Below are 25,548 nucleotides of genomic sequence, written 5' to 3'. Positions count from 1 at the left end.
CGGCCGGCAACGCCTTCGGCTAAAGGGTGATTTCGCCGAAAGTCTGTATTTTTCGCGACTATTTTTCAGTCCGGGCACATCAATTCCCAGGTAGCAGGAGCCCCCTACCACTGGATGACACGACGCGGCCGCCCCGCCCTTCAATGACGCGCTACCATCCCACAACAATGCTCAAGGAGACCCACGCATGACCGCTCACGAATCGATCCTGCTGCGCCAGGACCAGGATGGCATCACCACCCTCACCCTGAACCGCCCGCAGCAATTCAACGCCCTTTCCGAAGCCATGCTGGAGGCGCTGCAGGCACAACTTGACCAGCTCGCACAGGATGAGAATCTGCGCTGCGTGATCCTGGCCGCGCAGGGCCGCGCCTTTTGCGCCGGCCATGACCTGCGCGAAATGCGGGCCACGCCCGAGCAGGCCTACTACCAACAGCTGTTCGACCGTTGCAGCCGGCTGATGCAATCGCTGCGCGCGCTCCCCGTGCCGGTCATCGCCAAGGTGCAAGGCCTGGCCACTGCTGCCGGTTGCCAACTGGTAGCCAGCTGTGACCTGGCGGTCGCGGCCGAGAGCGCCCGCTTCGCGGTATCGGGTATCAACGTCGGGCTGTTCTGTTCCACCCCGGCAGTGGCGCTCACGCGCAACCTGCCCATCAAGCGCGCTTTCGAAATGCTGGTCACCGGCAAGTTCATCGATGCGGCCACCGCGGCTCAGTGGGACTTGATCAACCAGGCCGTTCCCGATACCGGACTGGACGCCGCCGTGCTGGCGCTGGCGCACGAGATCTGCAGCAAGCCCGGCATCTCGATCCGACGCGGCAAGGCCATGCTGTACCGGCAGCAGATGATGGCCCTGCCGGACGCCTACGCGCACGCAGCCGAGGTCATGGCCTGCAACATCATGGATGCCGAGGCGATGGAAGGGATCGACGCGTTCCTGGAAAAGCGGGTGCCGCGCTGGCATGCCGGACCGGACTGATGAGCGAGCGTAGCGGGCGGCATTTACCTGACGTTTACGATGCCCACGCAAAGTTTTACCGGGATTAAACGCTCCCCCACCTAAGCTGCGTGCTCCTCAACCCGTGGAGCACCCAGCATGATTCGCCGTCACCAAGAACAACATCAACCACCCCAACCGGAATTGGTCCCGCTGGGCCAGCGTCGCCTGCGCCGCGCCCAACTGGCCGGCGTGGCCGGCCTGGCGACCCTGGCCGCCAGCGTGCTGCTGGCCATCGCCGTCGTCACCCCGGCGCAGGCCGAGGAAAGCGCCAATGCCACAGCTGCCAGCGAAACTTCTGCGTTGCACCTGGCCGGCAACATCGGCGTCGTCAGCCAGTATGTCTTCCGTGGCACCACGCAGACCAATCAGAAGCCGGCCCTGCAGGGCGGCTTCGATCTCACGCATGACAACGGTCTCTACGCCGGCGTATGGCTGTCCAACATCAGCTGGATTTCGGATACGAACCCGGCCGCCTCGGCCAGCCTGGAAGCGGATATCTATGGTGGCTGGAAGCCAGTCCTGAGCGACTGGCTCAACGGCGACATCGGCGTGCTGCACTATGCCTATCCGGGCAGCTATCCCGATGGCATGACCCATCCTGACACCACCGAGCTCTATCTCGGGCTGGATGCCAAATGGATCGCCTTCAAGTATTCGTACAGCACCGGCAACACCTTCGGCAACGCCGACACCCGCGGCAGCAGCTACGCCGACCTGTCGCTCACGCATGAACTCTTCGCCGGCATCACCGGGCTGGCCCACATCGGCCGCCAGCACTACACCGGCCCCAATGCCGCCAACCTGTCCTACACCGACTGGAAGCTGGGTGTGAGCCGCGACTTCTCCGGCTATGTGCTGGGCCTGGCCTATACCGGCAGCAACGCGCCCGACGCCGGCTACACCCTGCGCGGCAAGAACATCGGCCGCAACCAGTGGATCGCGTCGTTCAACAAGAGCTTCTGATCCCCAACCACGCGCAAGGAGGAAGTCCATCATGCGTAGCCGTCTGCACTGGAAACGGGGCGAGGACCGCCTCCATCCGCTCTCACCGCGCCACCTGTTCCTGCGTACTGCGCAGCGGCGGCGCTACCGCTGTATGTTGGTGGCGCTGCTGATCTTCCTGGTATGCGCCGGCATGGCGCCACTGACCCAGGCAGTGGCCCCTTATCGCGCTGAAGACGACTACGGCCCCTCGCCGCAGGCCCTGCAGCACCGCGAGGACTGTCGTCGCCAGATCGGCCAGGTAATGGCGGGGAAGATAGAAAGCGAGGATTTCGTGGCACGCAGCGATCGCGAATATTTCCGCTACGTGGTCCGCAAGGACCTGCGCGAAGTGATGTTCATCTGCGATGCGCGCAGCGGCGAAATCCGGCGCCAGATCGACATCTGGGGGGACCTTTAGGTTCACTTCCCGTCCCTGAGCGTGCGATGGACTGGACAAGCGGCGGGGCTGACGGCAAGATGCCGCATCCCCGCCGCTACTCATTTCATCAGACTGCTCATGCAAGCCGATTACGCCACCATCCTGCAATGGATCTACCTGTTCAATTCACTGGCCCTGGCCCAGCTGGCCCTGAAGCAGTTGGGGCGACGCCGCAAGGCGAGGCAGCTGGAACAGGGGTTTCGTGCTGCACAGACCAGCGATTGGCGTGCTACCGCGCCTGATTTCCTGTTCACCCGACTCGGCAAGCCGCATGCGCAAGTGGAACAGGATGACGGCAGCACCCTGCAGCGCTGGCGTGGCGAGCGCCACTGGCTGGATGCGGTATACCGTGACGGGCAGTGCCAGAGCGTAGAGATTTCCGCGCATCAGGAAGAGAGCTTCCCCACCGTCAATACCTATTTCAACTGCGCCGTGCTGGCAGCGCTGGCCTGCGCCTGGAAATTCTCGGGCCTGGCCGATGCACCGGAGCTGCCGGTGGCCGCAGCGGCCAAGCAGTATCTGTCCAACTTCATCGTCTTCGTGGCGGGGGCCTGGCTGCTGTCCTTCGTGCTCAAGCGCCAGCGCATGCTGCTCAATCTCGGCTGCATCGCCATGGTGGTGCTGGCGCTGCCCTTGCTGAACTGGCCTTGATCGCGCTGGCCGCAACGACTATTCGGCCACCACATCGGCCAGCCGATAGCCCACGCCGATCTCGGTGAGGATGTGCACCGGCTGGGCGGCATCGCGCTCCAGCTTCTGGCGCAGGCGCTGCATGTAGATGCGCAGGTAATGTCCATCTTCCACGTGCGACGGTCCCCAGCCGGCCACCAGCAATTGCCGGTGCGTGATGACGCGCCCGGCATCGCGCAGCAGCGTGGCCAGCAGGCGATATTCGATCTGGGTCAGATGCAGTGCCTCGCCATTGCGCATGACGCTGCGCGCCGGCAGGTCCACCGCCACCTCCCCCATGCGGTAACGACCGCTGGCCTGTCCCGTACCGGAAGCACGCGCATGACGGCGCAATTGTGCGCGCATACGGGCCAGCAACTCGGGCATGCCGAAGGGCTTGACCAGATAATCGTCGGCCCCGGCGTCGAGCGCCTCCACCTTTTCGGACTCCTGGGTGCGGGCCGAGAGGATCACGATCGGCACGCTGCTCCAGTTGCGGATTTCGCTGATCACCTGCTTGCCGTCGCCATCGGGTAGGCCAAGATCGACGATGATCAGGTCGGGCTTGCGGGTCCCGGCCTCGGTGATGCCTTCGCGGGCGGTGCGGGCTTCGTGGACGATGAAGCCTTCCTGCTCCAGCGCGCCCTTGACCAGCTTGCGGATGTGCGGATCATCTTCGATGAAGACGATATTGCCAGCGTGTTCTTGCATGGTGTTCCTCATTCTTCAGGCAGGGCCGGCTGCGTTTCCACCGGCAGGGTAAAGCAGACGGTAGCCCCCTGCCCGGCTTCCTGCGGGGCGATCCAGATGCGGCCCTGATGCGCCTCGATGATGGCGCGACAGATCGCCAGTCCCAGGCCCACGCCGGGGGTGCTGGACTCGTTGTCGCCACGGGTGAATTTCTCGAAGGCGTGCTGCGTCATGGCCGGCGGGAAGCCGCGCCCCTGGTCGCTCACGCTGACCTTGACCTGGCGGCTGCCATCGCTCTGCTCGACATGGGCCGCGATGGTGATGGGACTGCCGGCGGGTGAATACTTGATGGCGTTCTCCACCAGGTTGGCCAGTACCCGCTCCAGCAAGACCGCGTCCACCCGCAACAAGGGCAGGTCGGCGGCGATGCGGGTTTCCACCGACCGCCCTTCCAGCGCCTTGGACAGCAGACGCAGGGCCGAGCCGGCCAGTTCTTCCAGCGCATTCCATTGCCGGTTCAGCGTGACCACGCCGGCTTGCAGCCGTGCCATGTCCAGCAGGTTGTTCATCAGGCCGACCATCTTCTGCGACTGTTCACTGATGGTGCGGGCCATGGCGCGGGCGTCGTCGTCCAGGCGCGCATTGGCGGCCAGCACGTCGGCGCTGCCCACCAGCGAAGTCAACGGCGTACGCAGGTCGTGCGAGATGGCCGACAGCAGCGAGTTGCGCAGGCGCTCCGATTCCATCGTCACCAGCGCATCCTGGGCCACCTCGGCGTAGTGCAGGCGTTCGATAGCCATGGCGATCTGGGAACAGAAGATTTCCAGCATCTGGCGATTCTCGGGCAGCGCCAGCTGCGCGGCCGCCAACTGGCCCTCTTCCTCGCTGGCGGCATCGATGGCAAAAGCCAGCACGCCACGAGTCCGCATGGTGGCCGTCAGCGGCAGGTACAGGGCTGCGGCCGAGGGCAAGGTGGCCGTGCCCTTGCCGGCCGCCTGCCCGTTGTCATAGACCCACTGCGCCACCCCCGCATCCACGCTGTGCAACACATGTGCGCCGCTGCCGTCCTGTTCCGGTACGGTCAGGCGCAACTGGTCGGCGCTATCGGGCAGGAAGAAGGCGATGCGCGCCCCGAACACGGCGGCCAGGTGACGACGGCCGATTTCCAGTATCTGGTCCAGGGTGAGCAGGGCCGACAGTTCCTTGCCCAGCATGTAGAGATTGGCGGCCCGCGTCTCGCGCTGCATGGCCACGCTGGCCTGGCGCCGCAGGCGTGCCGTGAGCGAACTGATGAACAGCGACACCGCCAGCATCACCGCCAGGGTCAGCAGGTACTGGGCATCGGACACCGTGATCGAAAAACGCGGATCGACGAAGAAGAAATCGAAGGAGATCACCGACAGCACCGACACCAGCACCGACGCTGCCCGGCCATGGCGCATCGCCACCAGCATCACGCCCACCAGGTAGAGCATGATGACGTTGGCCGGATGCAGCTTGCCGTCCAAGAGGAAGGCCAGCGTCGTGGTGGCGGCGCAGCTGGCCACGGCCCACAAGGTGCCACGCGTGCGACGCCGCCGCGTGAGCAGGGCCTCGGCCGCGCTGGCCGCACTGTCGGTACCGTCACCGCCACGTCCCTCGGGCTGCTCGCGGGTACGGCTGCGGGCGATGGTGTAGAGATCGATCTCGCCACCGGCCGCGGCGATGCGTTGCGCCAGCGAGCCGCGCGGCCACTGCAGCAGGTGACGCAGACCGCGGCTCTGCTGGCCGATCACCAGCTTGCCGGCATTGCGGCTGCGGGCGAACTGCAGCAGCGCCGCCGCCAGCTCCTCACCACTGATGCTGGCCGTTTCCGCGCCCAGCGATTGCGCCAGTTTCAGATAGGCCACCACCCGCTCGCGGCTGGCCATGGCCTGGCGCTGGCGCGGCAGATCCACGTGCACCGCCAGCCACTCGGCCTGCAGCTTGGCGGCCAGCCGGGCGCCTTCGCGGATCAGGCGTTCTTCACCGACGCCGCTGCCGATGGCCACCACGATGCGCTCACGCGCCTGCCACAGCTGGGCGATGGAGCGGTCGGCGCGGTACTGGCGCATGTCGGCATCGACGCGATCGGCGGTACGGCGCAGGGCGATCTCGCGCAGCGCGATGAGATTACCCTTGCGGAAGAAGTGACGACCGGCCTTCTCGGCCTGTTGCGGCAGATAGACCTTGCCCTGCTGCAGCCGCGCCAGCAGTTCGTCGGGCGGGATATCGACCAGCTTGACGTCGTCGGCTTCGTCGAAGACATGGTCGGGCACGGTCTCGAAGACGCGGATGCCGGTGATCTGGCCCACCACGTCATTGAGGCTTTCGATGTGCTGTACGTTGAGGGTGGTGTAGACATCGACGCCGGCGCGCAGCAGTTCATCGATGTCCTGCCAGCGCTTGGCATGGCGTGAACCGGGGACGTTGGAGTGCGCCAGTTCGTCCACCAGGATCACACCGGGCCGGCGTTCCAGCGCGGCATCCAGATCGAACTCGGGCAACTCGCGATTGCGGTAGGCCACCCTACGCATGGGCAGGCGCGCGATGCCGGCCAGTTGCGCCTCGGTCTCGGCGCGGCCGTGGGTTTCGACCACGCCGGCGACCACGTCCACGTCCTGGCCAGCCAGCGCCTGGGCTGCTTCCAGCATGGCGAAGGTCTTGCCGACACCGGCCGAGAATCCGAAGAATATCTTCAGGCGGCCGCGTGCCTGGCGCTCTTCGTCGCGCATCACGCGTTCCAGCAGGTCGTCGGGGTCGGGGCGTTGGTCCATGGCGGGTATTCGGGTTGCTGGCATTGTAGTGGCAAAAGGCCGGGGGCACGGCAAACGCGTGCCCCCGGCCTGGCTTGCGCGGACGTCTGACCTACTTGGGATCGGCCTGGGCGCGCATTGGCGCGGCCACATCCAGGGCCAGGTTCAGCTTGAGCACATTGACGCGTGGTTCACCGAACAGGCCCCATTGCGGCGTCTCGCTGTTGCCACGGATCAGCGCCCGCACCTGCTCTACGCTCACGCCACGCGCACGGGCCACGCGAGCGGCCTGGTAGTCGGCGGCGGCCGGGCTGATGTGCGGGTCCAGGCCGCTGGCCGAGGCCGTCAGCAGGTCGATGGGGATGGCGCCGGTGTTACCGGGATCGGCCTCCTGCAGGGCCTTGGCGCGGTCTTCGGCGGCCTGCTTCAGGGCCGGATTGGTCGGCCCCAGGTTGCTGCCACCGGAGGCCATGCCGTTGTTGGGGAAGCTGCCCGAGGCCGAGGGGCGGCCCCAGAAATAGGCCGGGCTGCTGAAGTTCTGGCCGATCAGTTCCGAGCCGACCGGCTGTCCCTGACGTTCGATCAGGCTGCCATTGGCCTGATGCGGGAAGAAGGCCTGCGCCAGGCCGGTCACCAGCAGCGGATAGAGGCCGCCCAGCAGCACGCCCAGCAGGATGAACAGCGTGATGGCCGGACGCAAAGGATGGGGAGTGGAAGTTTTCATGAGGCTTTCCTTGAGGCTAGAAGACAAGTTCATACCAGGCCGAAAGCGGCCAGCAGCATATCGATCAGCTTGATGCCCACGAACGGCACCAACAGACCACCCAGACCGTAGATCAGCAGGTTGCGACGCAGCAGCACGGCCGCGCCCAGCGCGCGATAGCGCACTCCGCGCAGGGCCAGCGGGATCAGGCCGACAATCACCAGCGCATTGAAGATCACGGCCGACATGATGGCCGAGTCGGGGCTGGCCAGATGCATCACGTTCAGCGCGCCCAGCTGCGGATAGGTCGCCACGAACATGGCGGGAATGATGGCGAAATACTTGGCCACGTCATTGGCGATGCTGAAGGTGGTCAGGCTGCCGCGCGTCATCAGCATCTGCTTGCCGATCTCGACGATCTCGATCAGCTTGGTCGGATTGGAATCCAGATCGACCATGTTGCCGGCTTCCTTGGCAGCCTGGGTGCCACTGTTCATGGCCACGGCGACGTCGGCCTGGGCCAGCGCCGGGGCGTCGTTGGTACCGTCACCGGTCATCGCCACCAGCTTGCCTTCGGCCTGGTGCTGGCGGATCAGCGCCAGCTTCTGCTCCGGCGTGGCCTCGGCCAGGAAATCGTCGACACCCGCTTCGGCAGCGATGGCAGCGGCGGTCAGGCGGTTGTCGCCGGTGATCATGATGGTCTTGATGCCCATGCGGCGCAGTTCGCCGAAGCGTTCCTTGATGCCGCCCTTGACGATGTCCTTCAACTCCACCGTGCCGAGGATGCGGATCGGCGCACCCTGGTGGACCACGGCCGCCTCGGCGTGCCATTCGATGACCACCAGCGGCGTACCGCCACGACGGGCGATGGCTTCCACATCGCTCTCCACCTGCGCCGGCAGCCGCTGGTCGGCCGAGCGCACCAGCTTGCGGATGGCGTCGGCGGCGCCCTTGCGGATGCGACGGCTGCCGATGTCGATGCCGGAGACGCGGGTCTGCGCCGAGAACGGGATGAATGCCGCGCCCAGGCCGGCCATTTCGCGTTCGCGCAGGTTGAAGCGGTTCTTGGCCAGTACCACGATGCTGCGGCCTTCCGGCGTTTCATCGGCCAGCGAAGCCAGCTGGGCGACATCGGCCAGTTCGCGCTCGGCCACGCCCGGTGCCGGCATGAAGGCGGCCGCCTGGCGGTTGCCGAGGGTGATGGTGCCGGTCTTGTCCAGCAGCAGCACGTCGACGTCACCGGCGGCTTCCACGGCACGGCCGGAGGTGGCGATCACGTTGGCCTGCATCATGCGGCTCATGCCGGCCACGCCGATGGCCGAGAGCAGGCCGCCGATGGTGGTCGGGATCAGGCACACCAGCAGCGCCACCAGGGCCGTCACCGACACCGGCGCACCGGCGCCGGCGGCGGTCACGGAAAAGATCGAGAACGGCAGCAGGGTCACCGTCACCAACAGGAACACCAGGGTCAGCGCCACCAGCAACAACGTCAGCGCCAGTTCATTGGGAGTCTTCTTGCGGCTGGCGCCCTCGACCATGGCAATCATGCGATCCAGGAAGGCTTCGCCCGGATTGACCGAGACCCGCACCACGATCCAGTCCGACAGCACCCGGGTGCCCCCGGTGACGGCGGAAAAATCGCCGCCGGATTCGCGGATCACCGGTGCCGATTCACCGGTGATGGCGCTCTCATCCACGGTGGCCACGCCCTCGACGACGTCGCCGTCGGCCGGCACGGTATCGCCGGCTTCGATGAGGATCAGGTCCCCCTTGCGCAGGCTCTCGCCTTCCACCACTTCACACTGGCGGGCGGCGATGGCAGTGCCTGGCGCTGACGCACCATTGCGCAGCTTCTTGGCCGTCACGCTCTTCTTGACCCCGCGCAGGGCTGCGGCCTGGGCCTTGCTGCGGCCCTCGGCCAGGGCTTCGGCGAAGTTGGCGAAGAGGACCGTGAACCACAGCCAGGCGGCCACGGCGCCGATGAAGCCGGCCGGTGCCTCACCCTTGCCGAGCAGGGCCTGGAGGAACAGCAGCGTAGTCAAGATGCTGCCGAGATAGACCACGAACATCACCGGATTGCGCCACTGCACGCGCGGCGACAGCTTGCGCACGGCGTCGGCCAGGGCCGGCTTGACGATCTTCGGATCGAACATCCAGCGCGCGGTCTGCGCGGCGGACGGAATGGCATCGGCCTGCAGCTTGCTGGCAGCGGCCGGAGTATTGCTGGAAGGGGTAGTCATAGGTTTTCCGTTGCGGGTTGGTGCGCGGCGCGGGCCATCTCCGCCCTTGCCGCGCAAGCCATCGAATCAATTACATCGCCATCATCTGCAGGTGTTCCACCACCGGCCCCAGCGCCAGTGCCGGCACATAGGTCAGTGCACCCACCAGGATCACCGCGCCGATCAGCAGGGCCACGAACAGCGGGCCGTGCGTGGGCAAGGTGCCGGACGTGGCCGCCAGGCGCTTCTTGCCGGCCAGCGAACCGGCCATGGCCAGCACCGGCACGATGATGCCGAAGCGGCCCAGCCAGGTGCACAGGCCGGTCGTGATGTTGTAGTACGGCGTATTGGCCGAGAGCCCGGCAAAGGCGCTGCCGTTGTTGTTGGCCGCCGAGCTGAAGGCGTACAGGATTTCCGAGAAACCATGCGCACCGGGGTTGGCGATGCCGGCCAGGCCGCCCTCCACCATCACCGACAGGGCGGTGAAGATCAGCACCAGGGCCGGGGTCATCAGGATGGCGATCGACATCATCTTCATGTCGAACACGCCGATCTTCTTGCCCAGGTATTCCGGCGTGCGACCGATCATCAGGCCGGCGATGAACACCGCCAGCACCGCGAAGATGAGCATGCCGTACAGGCCCGAGCCGACCCCGCCGAACACCACCTCGCCCAGCTGCATCTGCAGCATCGGCACCAGTCCGCCCAATGGCGAGAGCGAGTCGTGCATGGCATTGACCGCACCGCAGGAGGCCGCCGTGGTGATGGAAGCGAACAGTGCCGAGGCCGGGATGCCGAAGCGGGTCTCCTTGCCTTCCATCATGCCGGGGCCGGAGGCGTGCAGCGACGCCAGCATGGGATTGGCCTGCGATTCGCTGTACATCAGTACCAGCGTGAGTACCACGAACAGCAAGGTCATCGAGGCCAGGATGGCCCAGCCCTGGCGCCGGTCGCCGACCAGCACGCCGAAGCTGGTACAGAGCGCGGCCGGGATGATGAGGATGGCCAGCATCTGCAGGAAGTTGGAGAGCGGTGTCGGATTCTCGTAGGGGTGCGCCGAGTTGGCATTGAAGAAGCCACCGCCATTGGTGCCGATCATCTTGATGGCTTCCTGCGAGGCCACCGGTCCCATCGGCAGGGTCTGGCGGTCGGTGCTCTGGGCATCGACCAGCGGTTCGCCCTTGGCATCCTTCAGGGGCTGGCCGGCGGCATCCAGTTTTGGCACGGTGTAGTGGGTCACTTCCAGCGTCTTCACTTCCTGGTAGGAGCGGAAGTTCTGGATGCTGCCCTGCTGCACCAGCACCAGGGCCAGCACCACCGACAGCGGCAGCAGCACATAGAACGTGCTGCGGGTCAGGTCCACCCAGAAGTTGCCGATGCCCTTGCTGCTGTGGCGGGCAAAGCCGCGAATGAGCGCGAAGGCAATCGCGATACCGGTGGCCGCCGAGAGGAAGTTCTGCACCGCCAGCGCCGCCATCTGGGTCAGGTAGCTCATGGTGGATTCGCCCACATAGCCCTGCCAGTTGGTATTGGTGACGAAGCTCAGCGCGGTGTTGAAGGACGAGTCGGGACTCACCGTGGGCAGTGCCTGCGGGTTCAACGGCAGCCATTGCTGAAGGCGCTGCAGCAGATACACCACGATCAACCCGAGGAAGTTGAACAGCACCACGGCGATGGCGTACTGCTTCCAGTCCATGTCTTGCTCGCGGCTGATGCCGCAGAGGCGATAGAAGACACGTTCGACACCACCGAAGAGCCGGTTCACGCGTGACTTGCCCTCCATCACGCGGGCCATGTACCAGCCCAGTGGCAAGGAGAGAATCAGCAGCACGACCAGGTAGAGGCCGAGCTGGAGGTAGTTGTTGCTATCCATGTCAGAAGTCCTCCGGCTTGATCAGCGCATAGACCAGGTACAGCAACAGGGCGATGGAAACGACCAGCCCCAGCAGATACATGAGGTTCATTTCTTCTCGCCTTCCTGCCGTTCCAGACGGCTGCACAGGGCGATGAATGCCCACATCGAGATGCCGCAGACCAGCAGCATGCCCACGTAGAGAAAATCCGTTTGCCACATTTCCCACTCCATTGTTGACGTTGTGTCCCGCCGCTCCGGGAACCGGAATCAGCGACAGTGGAACGATAGGGAAAGCGGCATTAAATCCGGGTAAATGTTTGGGGCGAGGGTGTAAACAAGAAGTAAACGTGGGCAGGCAAGGTGATGACGTGCGGGCGGAGCGAGGTGGGGTCGGGCGAGAAGAGGTGGCTTGCAGGACGGGTGGTTTCTCTGACGTCCGCGTGCGGACTACAGGTCGCCAACACCATCGACATTGCGCGCAACGTGCCGCGCCTGGAGTTCTCTCTGCGTCTTCTCCAGTTCTGCTTCCAGCAGCTTTACGTCAGGCAGCACGGTTTGGTATTGGGCCGCCATGATTTTGTTGGGCAGACCTTCCAGGGCGTAGCGGGCTAGCGCCGATCTGGCACGGGCGCACAGGATCAGGCCGACGGGCGGATTTTCATCCGGCAACGTCCAATGCTCGCGGGCATAGTTGCAATACATATGCATCTGCCCGACATCGGCATGACTGAGTTCACCCAGTTTCAGATCGATGATGACCAGGCAACGCAGGCGGCGGTGAAAAAACAGCAGATCCACGCGGAACCAGCTTTCGTCGATGCGCAGTCTTCGCTGGCGGCCGACAAAGGTGAAGTCGCTACCCAGTTCAAGCAGGAAATCTTCTAGGCGTCGGATGAGTGCCTCCTCCAGATTGGATTCGGAATACTCATCCTTGAGGTCGAGGAACTCCAGCACGTAGGGATCTTTGATCACCTCATCTGGCGTGACGACATCCTGGGGCTGCTGCTGGCTCCCTTCTTCAAGCATGGTGCGCTTGTTCTTCGACAGCAAGGCGCGGGTGTGAAACTGGGAACTGATCTGGCGGTCGAGCTGGCGTACACTCCACCCGCCACGCAGGGCTTCGGCTTCGTAGAATGCCCGCTCTTCCGCTGAACGTGTACGGCGCATCAGGTGGATATAGTGGGTCCAGGACAGCGGGAATACTTGCGCCATCTGACGGATGTCGAAATGTCTGGTCAACGACCTTGGGGGCAGCGCCAGGCTGCCTGCTGGCGATATCCGAATCGGTGATTCGGATATCGCCGAAGGCGGATAGGTCTGGTAGAACAAGCGCATGGATTCCAGTGAGTCTACGCCGAACCCTCGCCCGAAGCGGGCAGACAGGTCTGCCGACAGACGCTTGAGCAAAGCCTGTCCGTATCCTGCCCGCTCCCTGCCACCCTGCTCCAGCTCGACGATGCGCCGCCCGATCTCCCAATAGCTGGCCGTCATGAAGGCATTGACGCTGCGTGCGGCAGCGCGTCGGGCCGTCTCGATCAGGTCCACGATTTCGGTGTGGGCGGCGGCGTAGTCGGCATGATCCGACGAATCGGATTCGGGACAATTGACCATGTGTATAGGTAGCTACGCAATACGGGAGCCGGACGCGATGGTCGATTCTCCGTCGGATTGTCGGAATTCAACATCTGGTGGGGCGGCGAGAGCTGTTTTCACGATCGTCGAGTCCGTAGTAGCGAATGAAGAGATGACTGAAACGTAGATATCGCAGAGTCCGGGATTATCTGCGACCAGCATGGCGCGATAAGAAGCCGCGTCGAAGAAAGCGTAATAAATCGAAGAATGTCTTTTGAGTGTCTTTGAATGCAAGGTCTGGATCGCGTCCGGATTCAGATTGGCAGGGCATCACGCCGAGAAGACGCTGGAATACCTGACAACCGCAAGACACCATGGCGGCGCTACGGTAATAACGAGGGGAGAAACGGGAAGAGAAAACAATAGCGGCCGGCAGCGCCGGCCAATCAGACGTCGGACACCTTGCCCAGTTCGACGCGGTTCTTGCCCAGACGCTTGGCGGCGTACATGGCCTTGTCGGCCATGGCCAGGAGTTCTTCGGGGCCGACTTCGCCGTCCAGGTCGGGGTGGTAGACCGCCACCCCGATACTGCTGGAGATGTTGACCGTGGAGTGGGTCAGCTGGAAGGGTTCGCGGATGGTGTGGAGGACCTTCTCGGCCACCATCAGGGCGTCTTCCTGGGATTGCAGGTTTTCCAGGATCACCACGAACTCGTCGCCGGCCAGGCGCGCCACGGTATCGACGTCGCGCACCGATTGTTGCAGACGACGCGCAAACTCGACCAGCAGTTCATCGCCGGCTTCGTGACCGTAGCGGTCGTTGATGCCCTTGAATCCGTCCAGATCCATGAAGAACAGGGCCAGCAGCTGATGGGCGCGGCGCGCGCGCATCATGCCCTCGGGCAGGCGGTCGCTGAAGGCGCGGCGATTGGGCAGGCTGGTCAGTACGTCGGTGAGGGCCAGCTCACGCATCTGGTCACGGAAGGCCAGGCGTTCGGTGATGTCATGCAGGAAGGCGATGAACAGGTGGCCGCTCTGCCGCTTGACATGCCCGACCGTGATCTCGATGGGCAATTCATGTCCATCGTAATGCAGGGCCTGCAGTTCGATGCGGTTGTTGATGACCACGCTGGTGCCATCCTCGAGGAACTGCGCCATGCCACGATTGTGCGCAGCCCGCATGTCCGGCGGGATGATCAGTTCAGCCATGTCGCGTCCCATGGCCTGGTCACGCGGCCAACCCAGCAACAGTTCGGCCTGGCGGTTCCATTCGACCACCCGCCCCTGTTCGTCGGCGGCGATGAAGGCGTCCTGGGCATTTTCCAGGATGGCGCGCAATTCGGCGGCGCTTTCTTCGAGCTGGATCTGGTTGGCCTGCTGCTGGTCCAGCGCCTGCTGCAGGGCCGTGGCGGTCTCGTGCAGGCGGCTGGTGCGTTCGGCGACACGCTGTTCCAGGCCTTCGTTGAGAGAACGCACTTCGCGCAGATAGCTTTCTTCGCGTGCCACCATGTTGACCAGGGTGGAAGACAGCAAATGGATTTCGCGATAGCTGTCCACGCGCGGGATGGAGACATCCGAGCGCCCTGCGGCACGCTGTTCCAGTGCGGCTGACAACGCATTGATGGGTGCCACCAGGCGCCGCGTCAGGACATAGGCCAGCACCACCAGCACCACCCCGGAGAGCGTGCCGACCAGGATCACGCGGCGCTCCAGATCGCGGAAGGCAGCCAGCGCCACCGACTCGGGCTGGCGTACCAGCACGCTCCAGTTCAGCTTCATGCCACCCTTCTGTCCGGTACGGGCGTAACCGGTGACATAACGCTGACCATCTGGCCAGGTCTCCAGCAGCGAGCCGCCGTTGCGCGAGGTCCGCGCTGCGCGCACGCTGGCGGTATCGATCTTGGTTTCTTCCAGGTTGCGGGGACCGAGGATGACCGTGTCGTCATCGCGCACGATGATCACGTCCACGTCGTAGCGATTGCCGGTGGGATCGAGCAGCTTGGCGGCGATATCGCGGGCCCAGCTCCAGGACAGATGCATGCCCAGCACGCCCACCAGATGGCCGTCAGCATCCTGTACGGGCGCAGCGAGGTCGACGAAACGCCAGGGATCGGACTGCGGCTGCAGCTTTTTGCTCAAGAGGAGTGCGGGATGGTAGTCGCCCGTATATTCGCTTTTCTGGCCTTCCTGGAACCAGGGGCGCTCGGCCACGCTGACACCTTCAAGCAAGCCATTGGTGGCCGCCAGCACGGCGCCGTCGGGTTGCGCCAGGCCGATCCAGGCATAGTGCGGCACATTGGACTGCAGTTCGTTGAGCACCCGGCGCACGCGCGTCACGTCGGTCGCGGTGCGGATGGAAGGACGTTGCACCAGCAGGCGCAGATCGATTTCGCGTTCGCTCATGCCGCGCTCGAGCGCGTCCTGCATCTGCCAGGCCAGCTGCTTCATGCGCGTTTCGGATTCCGAACGCGCGTAGCCGCGCGTGAACTGATCCACCAGAATCAGCACTGACACGGTCGTGATGAGCACAGTTATAACCACCCCCAGCGTAATCAGCGACGACAGATTCGGCGGAGATGGGGCGTTTTTCTTGTTCAATTCAGACAAAATGCTGCGATACGACTGGATGCATGACGGCTCCCCTGTGAACCGCTTGGGTATTTCGGCATCTTGCCAGAACAACTATGGTTTTTCATCGCATTTCCCGAAAAACTTCGAGAAAATTTTTACACAGGAAAATACTCACCAATACTCCGCAACGCTTTCCCCTCAAAGCGACATGACTGCAGGCAAAAGCGCGCAATAGACAGCATTTCCCGACAGACGGGAAATGCAAAAAGACAACGGATGGCGACGATCTGTGAGGATCGCGGCCATCCGTCGCGGGGTGGGAAATGGAGATTTACAGGCCGGCGCACACGCCATCGGCGCGGGGATCGGTGGCGCCTTCGATGACGCCATCCGGATGCACGCAGACTGCGCCGGCGTGTCCCATCATGTCGGTGTATTCCTCCACCACCTGCACTTCGTGACCTGCCTGGCGCAGGGCCTCGATAGTGGTGGCCGGCACCCGGCCTTCGACCTTCAGGTTGGTGGAGACATCGCCCCAGGTCCGTCCCAGCAGCCAGCGCGGCGCGCTGACGGCGGCCTGCAGGTTCTGGCCGAAGAGCACATGACGGGTGAATACGGCGGCCTGGGTCTGCGGCTGCCCTTCCCCACCCATGGTGCCGTAGGCCAGGGTACGGCCATCCTCCAGACGCGCCAGCGAGGGATTGAGGGTATGGAACGGCAGCTTGCCCGGCTGCAGCTGGTTGGCGCCATCGTCCAGGGTGAAACTGGCGCCACGGTTCTGCCAGACGATGCCGGTATCGGCCGGCACCACGCCACTGCCGAATTCCCAGAAGATGCTCTGGATGTAGCTGACCACGCGGCCCTGCGCATCGGCCGCGCCCATCCAGATGGTGTCGCCGGGCTTGGCCGGATGCGGCCAGGGCGCGGCCTGCTGCAGGTGGATCTGGCGCGCCTCCTGGTCCAGTGCCTCGGCCAGCAGCCAGTGCGCCGCGTCCACGCTCATGTGGGCCGGGTCGGTGACATGCTTGTTACGCAGGATGAAGGCGCGCTTGGTGGCTTCCACCAGGCCGTGGATATGGGCGAAGCCATCGGCCTCGGTGATGCCCAGCCGATCGAACAGGCCGATGATCATCAGCGCGGAGACGCCCTGCGTCGGCGGCGGCAGATTGTAGACGCGGCCTGAGCGCAATTGCACCATCAGCGGCTGCACGATCTGGGCGCGGAAGGCTTCCAGGTCGGCACGACGCACCGGGCTGCCGGCCGCTTCCAGGCCGGCTGCCAGGGTGGCGGCGAGGTCGCCGCGATAGAAGTCGTCCAGTCCGGCTTCGGCCAGGCGCGACAGGCTCGCGGCCAGGGCTGGCTGTTTCAGCACCGCACCCTGGGCCGGAATGCCGGCGGCCGCATAGGTGGCGGCAAAGCCGGGCTGGTCCTTGAGTTCGCCCCACTTGTCGCGGGTGAGTTCATGTTGCGAACGGGTGATGGGGACCCCGGCCTGGGCGTGACGGATGGCGTCGGCCAAGAGCACCGGCAGCGGCAGAGCGCGGCCGAAGCGTTGCGCGTAATCGAGTGCGGCCGACCAGCCTCCCACGGCGCCGGCCACCGTCAGCGCCGCATGCGCGCCACGGGTGGGTACCGCGCTGTAGCCATGCCCGGCATAGAACGCCTTGGTCGCCAGGGCCGCCGACGGTCCGCAGGCGCGGATCGCCACCGGCTCGCGACCGGGCTCGCTGATCAGCCAGAAGCCGTCGCCGCCGATGCCGTTCATGTGCGGATAGACCACCGCGATGGCGGCAGCCGCAGCCACCATGGCTTCGACCGCATTGCCGCCTTCGCGCAGGATCTGCGCGCCGGCTTGCGCGGCCAGGTGATGGGGAGCGGTGACCATACCGCCCAGACAGGTCTTGCTATACAACATGGCTGACTCCTGAGGTATTTATATTGGATGGGAAGGCAATGCGACGATGATAACCGGGGACGGCGCAGCGTTCAGGCCGGCATCGATTTCGGTGCATCCATCCAGGAAACATGCGCGGCGACGATGCGCCAGCCCTGCGGCAGGCGCAGCCAGGTATGGCTCTGGCGGCCGATGCGCGTTTCCCCCTCGCGGCTGAACTCGGTATTGGCGACGGCATAGTCCTGACCGTAGGTGGTGATGACGGTCTGGCGCAGGGTGCGCATCAGGTTCTTCGGCGAGCGCCCCTGGCGGAAGGCGCGGATGGCATCGGTACCGACCAGGTTCTCGGTGGCGCCGTAGCGTACGGTATGCGGTCCATCGAGGAAGAGCTCATCCAGCACCTCGACCTGGTTGGTGGTCAGCGCCACTTCATAACGCTGGAAGGCATGGCGCACTTCGGCCACGACCTCCGGCAGGTTGATCTCGAACGGTTGTGTCGATTCCATGCTGATTCCTCAGTGTCCTCAGTGGGCGCCCAGATAGGCCTTGGCCAGGGCGTCGTTGGCGGCAATCTCGGCGGCCGTGCCCTGCGCCACCACGCGCCCGCCTTCGATCACGTAGGCGCGGTCGGCCAGCGACAGCGCCAGGGCCGCCATCTGGTCCACCAGCACGATGGTCATGTTTTCGCGGCGCAACTGGTCCAGCGCCGCGAACAGTTCGGCGATCACCTTCGGCGCCAGACCCAGCGATGGTTCATCCAGCAGCAGCACACGCGGGCGCGACATCAGGCCACGGGCGATGGCCAGCATCTGCTGCTCGCCGCCGGAGAGCAGGCCGGCGCGCTGATGCAGGCGTTCACGCAGACGCGGGAAGCGTCCCAGCATTTCCTCTACCCGCGCTTCCACGTCCTGCGGATAGAGGAAGGCGCCGAGGCGGATATTGTCCAGTACCGACAGTTCGGGGAACACCTGCCGGCCCTCCGGCACCAGCACCACGCCATGGCGCACGATCTGCTCGGCACGCAGGTGCATCAGGTTAACGCCGCCGACGTGGATACCGCCCTGTACCGGTCGGTGCAAGCCGGCCAGCGCGCGCATCAGGGTGGACTTGCCGGCGCCATTGGCGCCCAGCAGCGCAATCATCTCGCCCTGCCTGACCTGCAGGTTGATGCCATGCAGGACCGGTTCGGCGCCATAGCCTGTGACCAGCTCGCCGACGCCCAGCAATTCGCTGGCACCGGCCACTGCTGCGCGTGCCACCGCCACCGGCTGCTGGCCGCCCTCGCCCAGGTAGGCCTTGCGCACGGCGGGATCGTTCTGTACTTCCTGCGGGCTGCCGATGGCCAGGCGCTGCCCGGCGTCCAGTACCACGATGCGGCGTGAAATCTGCATCACCAGTTCCATGTCGTGCTCGACCACCACCACGCTGATGCCGGCCGCGGCGATGCGGGTCAACAGTTGCGCCAGCAAGGTCTTGTCTTCGCGCGACAGGCCGGCAGCTGGTTCATCGAGCAACAGTACGTCGGGATCGGCGGCCAGCGCCCGGGCGATTTCCACCAGACGGCGATCGACGTGAGCCAGGTCGGCGCTGGCGATGTCGAGTGCACCGCGATAGCCGCAGAAGTCCAGCAGGCGTTGGCTGTGTTCGCGCACCGCGCCGTCCAGGAAGCCGCGTGAGGACAGCAGGCCGCCCAGGCGACCGCGTGCGCAGGCCAGCGCCACATTGTCGGCCACCGACAGGCTGCCGAACAGTTGCGAAGTCTGGTAGGTACGGGCCACGCCATGGCGGGCGATGCGGAAGGCCGGTAGTCCGGCCAGTTCGGTGTCGCCCAGCATGAAGCGACCGGCACTGGGGCGATAGAAGCCGGAGAGCATGTTCAGCGCCGTGGTCTTGCCCGCACCGTTGGGGCCGATCAGGCTGGTGACGGCGGCACCGGGCACCTCGAAGCCAAGATCGCTGACGGCGCGCACGCCACCGAAGACCATGGTGAGTCCGTCCGCGGACAAGGTGCGGCGCGTCCTTGACGGCAGTGCCGGCTGGGCAATGTCATCGTCCTGCGTAGCGGTGACGGAAGGTGGGAAAGCGGCCGGCTTGCGCAGGCGCGCAGCGAGCTTGCCCAGCAGACCCGTCACGCCATCGGGTGCGACCCACAGCACCAACAACAGCAAGGCGCCGAAGAACAGGAGACGGTAGTCTTCCAGGCTGGACAGCAGTTCCGGCAGTGCACCCACGATCACGGCACCGATCACCGGGCCGAGGGTGGAACCGGAACCACCCAGCACCACCACCAGCACGAAGAGGATGGACTGCATGAAGCTGAAGGTGTCCGGCGTGACGAAGGTGGACAACGGCGCGAACAGGCCACCGGCCAGTCCAGCCAGCGCGGCCGACACCGCAAAGGCGACGGTCTTGATCACCAGCGGATTGAGACCGATGGATTCGGCCGCCGTCTCGCTGTCGCGCACGGCGCGCATGGCCGCGCCCCAGCTGCCGCGCGAGAGCCAGCAGTAGGCGGCCAATACCACCGCCGCCGTCACCAGACCCAGCACGGCAATCGCGCGCTCGGCCTGCAAACCCATGAAGGACGGTGCGACCAGCCCCATGATGCCGTTCTGGCCACCGGTGAGATCGCGCAGTTCGATGATGGCGTGCTGGATGATGAAGCTGAAGGCGATCGTGATCATGGCCAGATAGGGCCCCTTCACGCGCAGCGCCGGCAGCGCCAGCAAGATGCCCAGTGCACCGGCCACCAGCGCCGCCAGTGGCCAGGCCAGCCAGAACGACAACCCGGCCTTGGTGGTGAGGATGGCCACCGTATAGGCGCCCACCGCATAGAAGCCGACATGGCCGAAGGAGACCTGCCCGGTCAGGCCGATCAGGACATTCAGGCCGATACCGACGATGGCCACCAGCGCAATGCCGGCCAGCACGAAGACGTAGTAGCTGTTGATCGAGAGCGCCAGCGTGATGGCAGCGATCAGGCCCATTGCCGAGAACATCAGTGCGGCGGGGCTACCCAGACCGAGCTTGACAGGGGATGAAACTGCAGGCACAGCCGATGCTGCCGGTGCTGCCGACGTGGAGCCTTTCGCCTGCAGGCTGCGGGCAATGGAAGGGGGAAGACGATTCATACCTTTTTCACCTGTGCGCGACCGAACAGGCCGTTGGGACGAATGGCCAGCACCACGATCACCAGAGCGAAGGTGATGATCTGGGTATAACCGGAACCGAGGGTGGCCGTGATGAGCGCCTCGGCCATGCCGAACAGCAGGCCGGCGATCATCACGCCCCAGGCGCTGGTGATGCCACCGAGGATGGCCACCGCGAAGGCCTTCAGGCCGAACAGCGTGCCCATGTCGGCATTGACGTTGAACAGCGGCGCGATCAGCACCCCGGCCACGCCGGCCAGCAGGGTCGAAAGCGCGAAGGCCACCGCAATCGCACGGGTGATGGGAATGCCCATCAGGCGCGCCGCATCGCGGTTCTGTACTACCGCCAGCAGGGCCGTCCCCCAGCGGGTGCGACGCGAGACGGTATGCAGCAAGGCGGCGAGTGCCAGGCCGATGGCCGGGATCAACAGGTGCAGCGGGTACACGCCCAAGCCCACGCCGCCCAGTTCGATGGACGACAGCGCCAGCGGCGAAGGCAGGCTGCGCGGCTCCTTGCCGAAGGTGTGCATGACCAGGTTATCGAGCACGATACCCAGCGCCACGGTGGACATCAGCCAGGCATTGGAACCCTGGCGCGCGAAGGGACGCACCGCCAGTATCTCCACCAGCAAACCGTACAGCGCACAGGCTGCCAGGGCCAGCAGGATGGCCAGCCACATCGGCCAGCCCAGCGTCTGGGCGAAGGTGAAACACAGCACGGCGCCCAGCATCATGGAGCTGCCCTGTGCAAAATTGACGGTGCCGGAAACGGCATACGTCATATAGAAGCCGAGCGCCATCAGACCGTACATGCTCCCCAGTCCGAATCCGCTGATCAGTGCCGACAACAGCAACATCGTGTTCTCCTGGCGCCGCCTGTCGTCCCTGCTGGGGCGAAAGACGACGCGTTTCTTTCCAAGTTTGCGTTACTGGCTCAGGCCGACCGGCAGGATGCGGTTGTCGATGAACTGCGCCCAGACATAGTCGTCGGCCTGCAGGGCGTCATGCACACCGGGGCTGAACGGCTTGACGTAGGTCTTGATCAGGCCTTCGTAACGATCGATCTTGTAGAAGCCCTCGCGCACCGCATCGCCATTGGTGGAGCCGGCCTTGGCAATGGCCAGTGCCGCCAGCTGCATGCCGTCATAGGCATTGGCCACGCCGACGGCGGGGGTGATGTCGTCCGGCCCCTTGATGGCGGGATACTTGGCCTTGAGCTCGGCGACCACCTTCTCGCCCACCGGGGAGAGCTTGCCGAAGAAGCTGAAGGTCTGGATGAAGTGGACGTTTTTGGCATTCGGTCCGGCCAGTTCGGTGAAGCGGCCGCCGGCCGGTCCCCAGTGCGACACCACCGGCACCTTCCAGCCCATGCGATCAAGCGACTTGACCACCTGCGCCGAAGGACCGACGTTACCCACCAGGTACAGGGTATCGGCACCGGCGGCCTTGAGGCGGCTCAGTTGCGGCACCACGTCGACATCGCTGGCTTCGAACTTCTCGATGCCGGCCGGCTTCAGGCCCTTCTCCGCCAGCGCAGCGACGATGCCCTTCTCGTTGGACTCACCCCAGGGATTGTTGACCAGGATCAGGCCGGCCTTGCTGCTCTTGAAGGTCTTTTGCGCATAGTTGAGCATGGCCTTGTCCACCAGCTCATCCACGGCCGAGACGCGGAAGGCGTAGTTGGGATTGGCGCCGTTCCTGGTCACACCGGTGCCCGCCGCCCAGGGACCGACGAAGGGGACTTTTTCCTGGTTGATGATGGGGACGATGGCCATCGACACCGGCGTATCGAGGCCGCCGAAGAGCACTGCCACCTTTTCCTTGAAGATCAGTTCGCGTGCCGCCACCACGCCCTTGGCGGGGTTGCCTTCGTCATCGCGGCGCACCAGTTCCAGCTTGCGGCCACCGAGCAGTCCGCCCTTGGCGTTGATCTCGTCGATGGCAATGCTCATGCCACGGGTCAAGGCTTCGCCGGCCTGCGCGGACTGGCCCGACAGGGCGGTGACCAGACCGATCTTGATGGTGTCGGCGGCCAGCGCCAGCGGCGACAGTGCGGTGGCGACGGTCGCTGCGGCGGCAGCGATCAGGGTGCGGCGCGTGAAACGGATCATGTGAATCCCTCCAGTAGGTTCCAGTAATTGATTGAGTGCTCTGCCCGGCATGACTTATGCAAGGGCTATGCCAAGCAGCACTGCATCGCCTAATTATTGCCGACAATATTTATCTAATAGTTTCAGCATTTATTTAGCTTTATTGCCGCTGATAATCAATATTAATTGCAGTCAATAACGCACAAGCATTGTGCAGACCCTGGAGAAAATGATGCACGCCGCACTATCATCAAGCAGCCCCCTGCCCTACGATCCCGCCGCGCTGGTAGACGAATACCTGCGCGTGCTGATGATCCCCGATCCGGTGGCGGCGCGCCGCTTCGTCTCATCGGAACTAAAAATACGTTTTACCGGCGGCCGCGAAATGATCGATCCGGCGCAATGCGCGGCCTTCAATGCCGGCCGCTACGGCTGGGTCAAGAAGCGTTTTGAAGCGACCGAAGTGGTGGCCGGTGCCACGCTGGAACAGGCCATCGTGTACAACCGCGGCACGCTGGTTGGCGTATGGCCCGATGGCGAGGCTTTCGAGGGCAACCGTTACGTCGACCGCTACGTGGTGCGCCATGGGCTGATCGTGCAGATGGATGTCTGGAACGACAGCGCCGAACGCATGCTGGTGCGCGCCGGCCTGGCCGAGCTCTGAGGGAGGACGCATGCAGACCACGATCCTGCCGCCGGGCGCCGACGCTGCGCTGGGACAAGACTCCGGCCGCGAAACCTATACAGCCCTGCCCTCGCATGGGCGCTTCGGCTATTCGGCCATCCATCGCCGACCGCACTATCGCTGGCCCAATGGCGCCCGCCTGGCGGTCTATCTGGGCTTCAACATCGAGCACTTTGCCTTCGGCGAGGGGCTGGGGGCCAAGTTGGGACCGGTTTGTCCCGAACCGGATGTGCTCAACTATGCCTGGCGGGAATACGGCAACCGGGTCGGCGCCTGGCGCTGTCTCGAACTCTTTGAGCAATTGGGCTTGCCGGCCGGGGTGTTGATCAATACCGCGCTCTACGACCATTGCCCGGAACTGGTGGCGGCCTTTGTGGCGCGAGGCGACGAACTGATCGGCCACGGCCATACCAATGCCCACCAGCAAGGCAGGCTGGAGGAAGCGGCGGAGGCGGCGCTGCTGCGCCACTGCCGCGAGCGCATCGCCGCCGAGAGCGGGGTTGCGCCCACCGGCTGGCTCTCACCCTGGATTTCGGAAAGCCTGGTCACGCCGGACCTGCTGCAGGAAACCGGCTATCGCTACACCCTGAACTGGGCACATGACGACCAACCGGTGCACATGCTCACGCGCAGCGGGGAGACGCTGTGGTCGATTCCCTATCCGCAGGAGTTGAACGACATCCCCATGATCGTGGCACGTCAGATGGATGGGCGCGATTTCGCCCGCATGATCGTCGACAACGTCGACGAGATGCTGGAGCAGTCGGTGCAGCAGCCGCTGGTGATGGGCATCGCCCTGCACCCCTACCTGGTGGGCCAGCCCTATCGCCTGCGCCATCTGCGCAGCGCCCTGCAACACCTGGCGGCCGCCCGCGACCGGGGCGAGATCTGGTTCACCACCCCCGGTGCCATCTGCGACCACGTCGCGTCGCTGGAACAATTGCGCCAGCCTTTCTGAGGCCGGCATCCGTCTCTGGAGAATGAGTTGAACACTGCATCAGGCATGCCCCCTGCCATCACCAACAGCATCACCGCCTTCGACATCGATGACCACGTTGGCGCCTTCGTCGCGCATGGACGCTTCACCCTGGCCGGCACCGCCAGCGGTCCACTGGCCGGGCTGCGCTTCGCGGCCAAGGACCTGTTCGACGTAGCCGGCCACCCCACCGGCGCCGGCAACCCCGACTGGCTGCGCACGCACCCTATCCCCCAGCGCAGCAATGCGCTGATCGATCACTTGCTGCAAGCCGGTGCCACGTTGGTGGGCAAGACCCTCACCGACGAACTGGCCTACAGCATCCATGGCGACAACCACCACTACGGCACGCCGGTCAACAGCGCCGCCCCGGACCGCGTACCGGGCGGCTCTTCCAGCGGCTCGGCGGCTGCTGTGGCGGCGCGCTTGTGCGACTTTGCGCTGGGCACCGATACCGGCGGCTCGACCCGGGTGCCGGCCAGCTATTGCGGCGTGTGGGGATTGCGCACCAGCTTTGGCCTGCTATCCACGGCCAGCATGGCACCGCTGTGCCCCAGCTTCGACACCGCCACCTGGCTGGCGCACGATCCCGAGGTCTTCGAACGCGTCGGCCGGGCGCTGCTGCCGGGTACCGCCGATACGCCCCTGCGCAAGGTGCTGCTGCCGTTCGACATGCTGGAGCTGGCCGATCCCGAATTCCATCCGGTCCTGCATCGGGTGTACGAGTGCCTGCGCAACACCATGCCGGGCGAGCACATGCGCCTGTCGGGTGCGGAGGGGGAACTGGAAAGATGGCGCCAGGCCTACATCAGTGCCTCCGCCTACGATGCCTGGCAATGCCACGGTGACTGGATCAGCCAGACCCGACCGGTGTTCGGCCCGGCCGTGCAGGCGCGCTGGGACATGGCACGTGACACCAGCGCCGAGACCGCCCGCGCTGCGCGGGAAAAACAGGACCTGGTACGCCACCGGGTGCGCACGTTGCTGGGGGCAGACGGGGTAGCGGTGATTCCCTCCGCATCCAGCGTGGCGCCGCTGCGCGATGCCAGCGCGGCCGAGATCGATCAGCTGCGCGCACGTACCTTCCGCCTGACCTGCGTGGCCGGACTGGCTGGGCTGCCGCAGGTGAGCCTGCCCTTTACCAGCCCCGCCGGGCTGCCGATCGGCGTATCATTGCTGGGCCCGGCCGGCAGCGACCTGGCCCTGATCGGGCTGGCGACCCGCATCTGGCGCACGCTGCAAGGCGGCGCCGGCTAGCTCCGGACGCGAACCACCACTC

The 25,548-nt window shown here is 64.9% G+C and carries 21 protein-coding genes; 8 read left to right on the top strand and 13 right to left on the bottom strand.

What is annotated here, in order from left to right; all coding sequences use genetic code 11:
* Positions 1 to 187 precede the first annotated feature (187 nt).
* From I5R65_RS18010 to I5R65_RS17995, 4 genes are all read left to right on the top strand, one after another.
* The gene (locus I5R65_RS18010) at positions 188 to 979 is read left to right on the top strand and encodes an enoyl-CoA hydratase (protein WP_180666515.1); all 792 of its coding nucleotides are present in this window, start codon (positions 188 to 190) and stop codon (positions 977 to 979) included.
* 117 nt (positions 980 to 1,096) lie between these two features.
* The gene (locus I5R65_RS18005; protein WP_180666514.1) at positions 1,097 to 1,963 is read left to right on the top strand and encodes a TorF family putative porin; all 867 of its coding nucleotides are present in this window, start codon (positions 1,097 to 1,099) and stop codon (positions 1,961 to 1,963) included.
* Positions 1,964 to 1,994: 31 nt separating this feature from the next.
* On the top strand, positions 1,995 to 2,402 hold the full coding sequence (locus I5R65_RS18000) for a hypothetical protein (protein WP_180666512.1): 408 nt from the start codon (positions 1,995 to 1,997) through the stop codon (positions 2,400 to 2,402).
* 99 nt (positions 2,403 to 2,501) lie between these two features.
* Positions 2,502 to 3,074, top strand: a complete 573-nt coding sequence (locus I5R65_RS17995) for a hypothetical protein (protein ID WP_180666510.1) — start codon at positions 2,502 to 2,504, stop codon at positions 3,072 to 3,074.
* An 18-nt stretch (positions 3,075 to 3,092) separates the two neighbouring features.
* On the opposite strand, the gene I5R65_RS17990 is transcribed toward I5R65_RS17995, so the two are convergent.
* From I5R65_RS17990 to I5R65_RS17955, 8 genes are all read right to left on the bottom strand, one after another.
* The gene (locus tag I5R65_RS17990) at positions 3,093 to 3,803 is read right to left on the bottom strand and encodes a response regulator (RefSeq protein WP_180666509.1); all 711 of its coding nucleotides are present in this window, start codon (positions 3,801 to 3,803) and stop codon (positions 3,093 to 3,095) included.
* An 8-nt stretch (positions 3,804 to 3,811) separates the two neighbouring features.
* A complete protein-coding gene (locus I5R65_RS17985; RefSeq protein WP_180666507.1) occupies positions 3,812 to 6,577 on the bottom strand; it encodes a sensor histidine kinase KdpD in 2,766 nt (921 codons plus the stop codon).
* A gap of 91 nt (positions 6,578 to 6,668) precedes the next feature.
* Complete coding sequence (gene kdpC, locus I5R65_RS17980) at positions 6,669 to 7,280, bottom strand: potassium-transporting ATPase subunit KdpC (protein ID WP_180666505.1); 612 nt, start codon at positions 7,278 to 7,280, stop codon at positions 6,669 to 6,671.
* A 29-nt stretch (positions 7,281 to 7,309) separates the two neighbouring features.
* The gene (gene kdpB / locus I5R65_RS17975; RefSeq protein ID WP_180666503.1) at positions 7,310 to 9,499 is read right to left on the bottom strand and encodes a potassium-transporting ATPase subunit KdpB; all 2,190 of its coding nucleotides are present in this window, start codon (positions 9,497 to 9,499) and stop codon (positions 7,310 to 7,312) included.
* A 70-nt stretch (positions 9,500 to 9,569) separates the two neighbouring features.
* On the bottom strand, positions 9,570 to 11,351 hold the full coding sequence (gene kdpA / locus I5R65_RS17970; protein ID WP_180666501.1) for a potassium-transporting ATPase subunit KdpA: 1,782 nt from the start codon (positions 11,349 to 11,351) through the stop codon (positions 9,570 to 9,572).
* A 1-nt stretch (position 11,352) separates the two neighbouring features.
* Entirely contained in the window at positions 11,353 to 11,442 is a 90-nt protein-coding gene (gene kdpF / locus I5R65_RS17965) for a K(+)-transporting ATPase subunit F (protein WP_017452361.1), read from the bottom strand.
* Between the two features lie 338 nt (positions 11,443 to 11,780).
* Positions 11,781 to 12,944, bottom strand: coding sequence for a YhcG family protein (locus tag I5R65_RS17960; RefSeq protein ID WP_180666499.1), 1,164 nt, complete (start codon positions 12,942 to 12,944; stop codon positions 11,781 to 11,783).
* Between the two features lie 407 nt (positions 12,945 to 13,351).
* Positions 13,352 to 15,412, bottom strand: coding sequence for a diguanylate cyclase domain-containing protein (locus I5R65_RS17955; RefSeq protein ID WP_180667022.1), 2,061 nt, complete (start codon positions 15,410 to 15,412; stop codon positions 13,352 to 13,354).
* Positions 15,413 to 15,425: 13 nt separating this feature from the next.
* Here I5R65_RS17955 and I5R65_RS17950 point away from each other — a divergent pair, with 13 nt between their 5' ends.
* The gene (locus I5R65_RS17950) at positions 15,426 to 15,710 is read left to right on the top strand and encodes a hypothetical protein (RefSeq protein WP_180666498.1); all 285 of its coding nucleotides are present in this window, start codon (positions 15,426 to 15,428) and stop codon (positions 15,708 to 15,710) included.
* Positions 15,711 to 15,806: 96 nt separating this feature from the next.
* Here the strand turns inward: I5R65_RS17950 and I5R65_RS17945 are convergent, their stop codons facing one another.
* The 5 genes from I5R65_RS17945 to I5R65_RS17925 all read right to left on the bottom strand — a co-directional run bounded on the left by I5R65_RS17945 (position 15,807) and on the right by I5R65_RS17925 (position 22,629).
* Positions 15,807 to 17,390, bottom strand: a complete 1,584-nt coding sequence (locus I5R65_RS17945; RefSeq protein WP_180666496.1) for a gamma-glutamyltransferase family protein — start codon at positions 17,388 to 17,390, stop codon at positions 15,807 to 15,809.
* 71 nt (positions 17,391 to 17,461) lie between these two features.
* Entirely contained in the window at positions 17,462 to 17,875 is a 414-nt protein-coding gene (hpxZ, locus tag I5R65_RS17940; protein WP_180666494.1) for an oxalurate catabolism protein HpxZ, read from the bottom strand.
* Between the two features lie 18 nt (positions 17,876 to 17,893).
* Positions 17,894 to 20,500, bottom strand: coding sequence for a branched-chain amino acid ABC transporter ATP-binding protein/permease (locus I5R65_RS17935; protein WP_180666492.1), 2,607 nt, complete (start codon positions 20,498 to 20,500; stop codon positions 17,894 to 17,896).
* On the bottom strand, positions 20,497 to 21,375 hold the full coding sequence (locus tag I5R65_RS17930) for a branched-chain amino acid ABC transporter permease (protein WP_039874353.1): 879 nt from the start codon (positions 21,373 to 21,375) through the stop codon (positions 20,497 to 20,499). Before I5R65_RS17930 ends, I5R65_RS17935 begins: the two co-directional genes overlap by 4 nt.
* A 69-nt stretch (positions 21,376 to 21,444) precedes the next feature.
* Positions 21,445 to 22,629: an ABC transporter substrate-binding protein gene (locus tag I5R65_RS17925; protein WP_180666491.1), complete on the bottom strand. Its 1,185-nt coding sequence runs from the start codon at positions 22,627 to 22,629 to the stop codon at positions 21,445 to 21,447.
* A 211-nt stretch (positions 22,630 to 22,840) separates the two neighbouring features.
* On the opposite strand from I5R65_RS17925, the gene I5R65_RS17920 reads away from it, so the two are divergent.
* Genes I5R65_RS17920 through I5R65_RS17910 form a run of 3 tightly spaced genes read left to right on the top strand, consistent with a single transcriptional unit; the run spans position 22,841 to position 25,526 of the window.
* Positions 22,841 to 23,272 (top strand): nuclear transport factor 2 family protein, encoded by a 432-nt coding sequence (locus I5R65_RS17920; protein ID WP_180666489.1) that lies wholly within the window; start codon positions 22,841 to 22,843, stop codon positions 23,270 to 23,272.
* Between the two features lie 10 nt (positions 23,273 to 23,282).
* Complete coding sequence (locus I5R65_RS17915) at positions 23,283 to 24,251, top strand: polysaccharide deacetylase family protein (protein ID WP_180666487.1); 969 nt, start codon at positions 23,283 to 23,285, stop codon at positions 24,249 to 24,251.
* Positions 24,252 to 24,278: 27 nt separating this feature from the next.
* Complete coding sequence (locus I5R65_RS17910) at positions 24,279 to 25,526, top strand: amidase (RefSeq protein ID WP_180666485.1); 1,248 nt, start codon at positions 24,279 to 24,281, stop codon at positions 25,524 to 25,526.
* Positions 25,527 to 25,548 lie beyond the last annotated feature (22 nt).

This window comes from Herbaspirillum sp. AP02, from assembly GCF_015767275.1.
Lineage (GTDB): Bacteria > Pseudomonadota > Gammaproteobacteria > Burkholderiales > Burkholderiaceae_D > Herbaspirillum.
The sequence above is the reverse complement of the archived record's forward strand: the minus strand, read 5'-3'. Positions and strand labels throughout refer to the sequence as shown.

What these genes read in the sequence shown, in the direction of transcription:
- I5R65_RS18010 (WP_180666515.1), top strand. Translation starts at nt 188, where the DNA reads ATGACCGCTCACGAATCGATCCTGCTGCGCCAGGACCAGGATGGCATC.
- I5R65_RS18005 (WP_180666514.1), top strand. Translation starts at nt 1,097, where the DNA reads ATGATTCGCCGTCACCAAGAACAACATCAACCACCCCAACCGGAATTG.
- I5R65_RS18000 (WP_180666512.1), top strand. Translation starts at nt 1,995, where the DNA reads ATGCGTAGCCGTCTGCACTGGAAACGGGGCGAGGACCGCCTCCATCCG.
- I5R65_RS17995 (WP_180666510.1), top strand. Translation starts at nt 2,502, where the DNA reads ATGCAAGCCGATTACGCCACCATCCTGCAATGGATCTACCTGTTCAAT.
- I5R65_RS17990 (WP_180666509.1), bottom strand. Translation starts at nt 3,803, where the DNA reads ATGCAAGAACACGCTGGCAATATCGTCTTCATCGAAGATGATCCGCAC.
- I5R65_RS17985 (WP_180666507.1), bottom strand. Translation starts at nt 6,577, where the DNA reads ATGGACCAACGCCCCGACCCCGACGACCTGCTGGAACGCGTGATGCGC.
- kdpC (WP_180666505.1), bottom strand. Translation starts at nt 7,280, where the DNA reads ATGAAAACTTCCACTCCCCATCCTTTGCGTCCGGCCATCACGCTGTTC.
- kdpB (WP_180666503.1), bottom strand. Translation starts at nt 9,499, where the DNA reads ATGACTACCCCTTCCAGCAATACTCCGGCCGCTGCCAGCAAGCTGCAG.
- kdpA (WP_180666501.1), bottom strand. Translation starts at nt 11,351, where the DNA reads ATGGATAGCAACAACTACCTCCAGCTCGGCCTCTACCTGGTCGTGCTG.
- kdpF (WP_017452361.1), bottom strand. Translation starts at nt 11,442, where the DNA reads ATGAACCTCATGTATCTGCTGGGGCTGGTCGTTTCCATCGCCCTGTTG.
- I5R65_RS17960 (WP_180666499.1), bottom strand. Translation starts at nt 12,944, where the DNA reads ATGGTCAATTGTCCCGAATCCGATTCGTCGGATCATGCCGACTACGCC.
- I5R65_RS17950 (WP_180666498.1), top strand. Translation starts at nt 15,426, where the DNA reads ATGAGCACAGTTATAACCACCCCCAGCGTAATCAGCGACGACAGATTC.
- I5R65_RS17945 (WP_180666496.1), bottom strand. Translation starts at nt 17,390, where the DNA reads ATGTTGTATAGCAAGACCTGTCTGGGCGGTATGGTCACCGCTCCCCAT.
- hpxZ (WP_180666494.1), bottom strand. Translation starts at nt 17,875, where the DNA reads ATGGAATCGACACAACCGTTCGAGATCAACCTGCCGGAGGTCGTGGCC.
- I5R65_RS17935 (WP_180666492.1), bottom strand. Translation starts at nt 20,500, where the DNA reads ATGAATCGTCTTCCCCCTTCCATTGCCCGCAGCCTGCAGGCGAAAGGC.
- I5R65_RS17930 (WP_039874353.1), bottom strand. Translation starts at nt 21,375, where the DNA reads ATGTTGCTGTTGTCGGCACTGATCAGCGGATTCGGACTGGGGAGCATG.
- I5R65_RS17925 (WP_180666491.1), bottom strand. Translation starts at nt 22,629, where the DNA reads ATGATCCGTTTCACGCGCCGCACCCTGATCGCTGCCGCCGCAGCGACC.
- I5R65_RS17920 (WP_180666489.1), top strand. Translation starts at nt 22,841, where the DNA reads ATGCACGCCGCACTATCATCAAGCAGCCCCCTGCCCTACGATCCCGCC.
- I5R65_RS17915 (WP_180666487.1), top strand. Translation starts at nt 23,283, where the DNA reads ATGCAGACCACGATCCTGCCGCCGGGCGCCGACGCTGCGCTGGGACAA.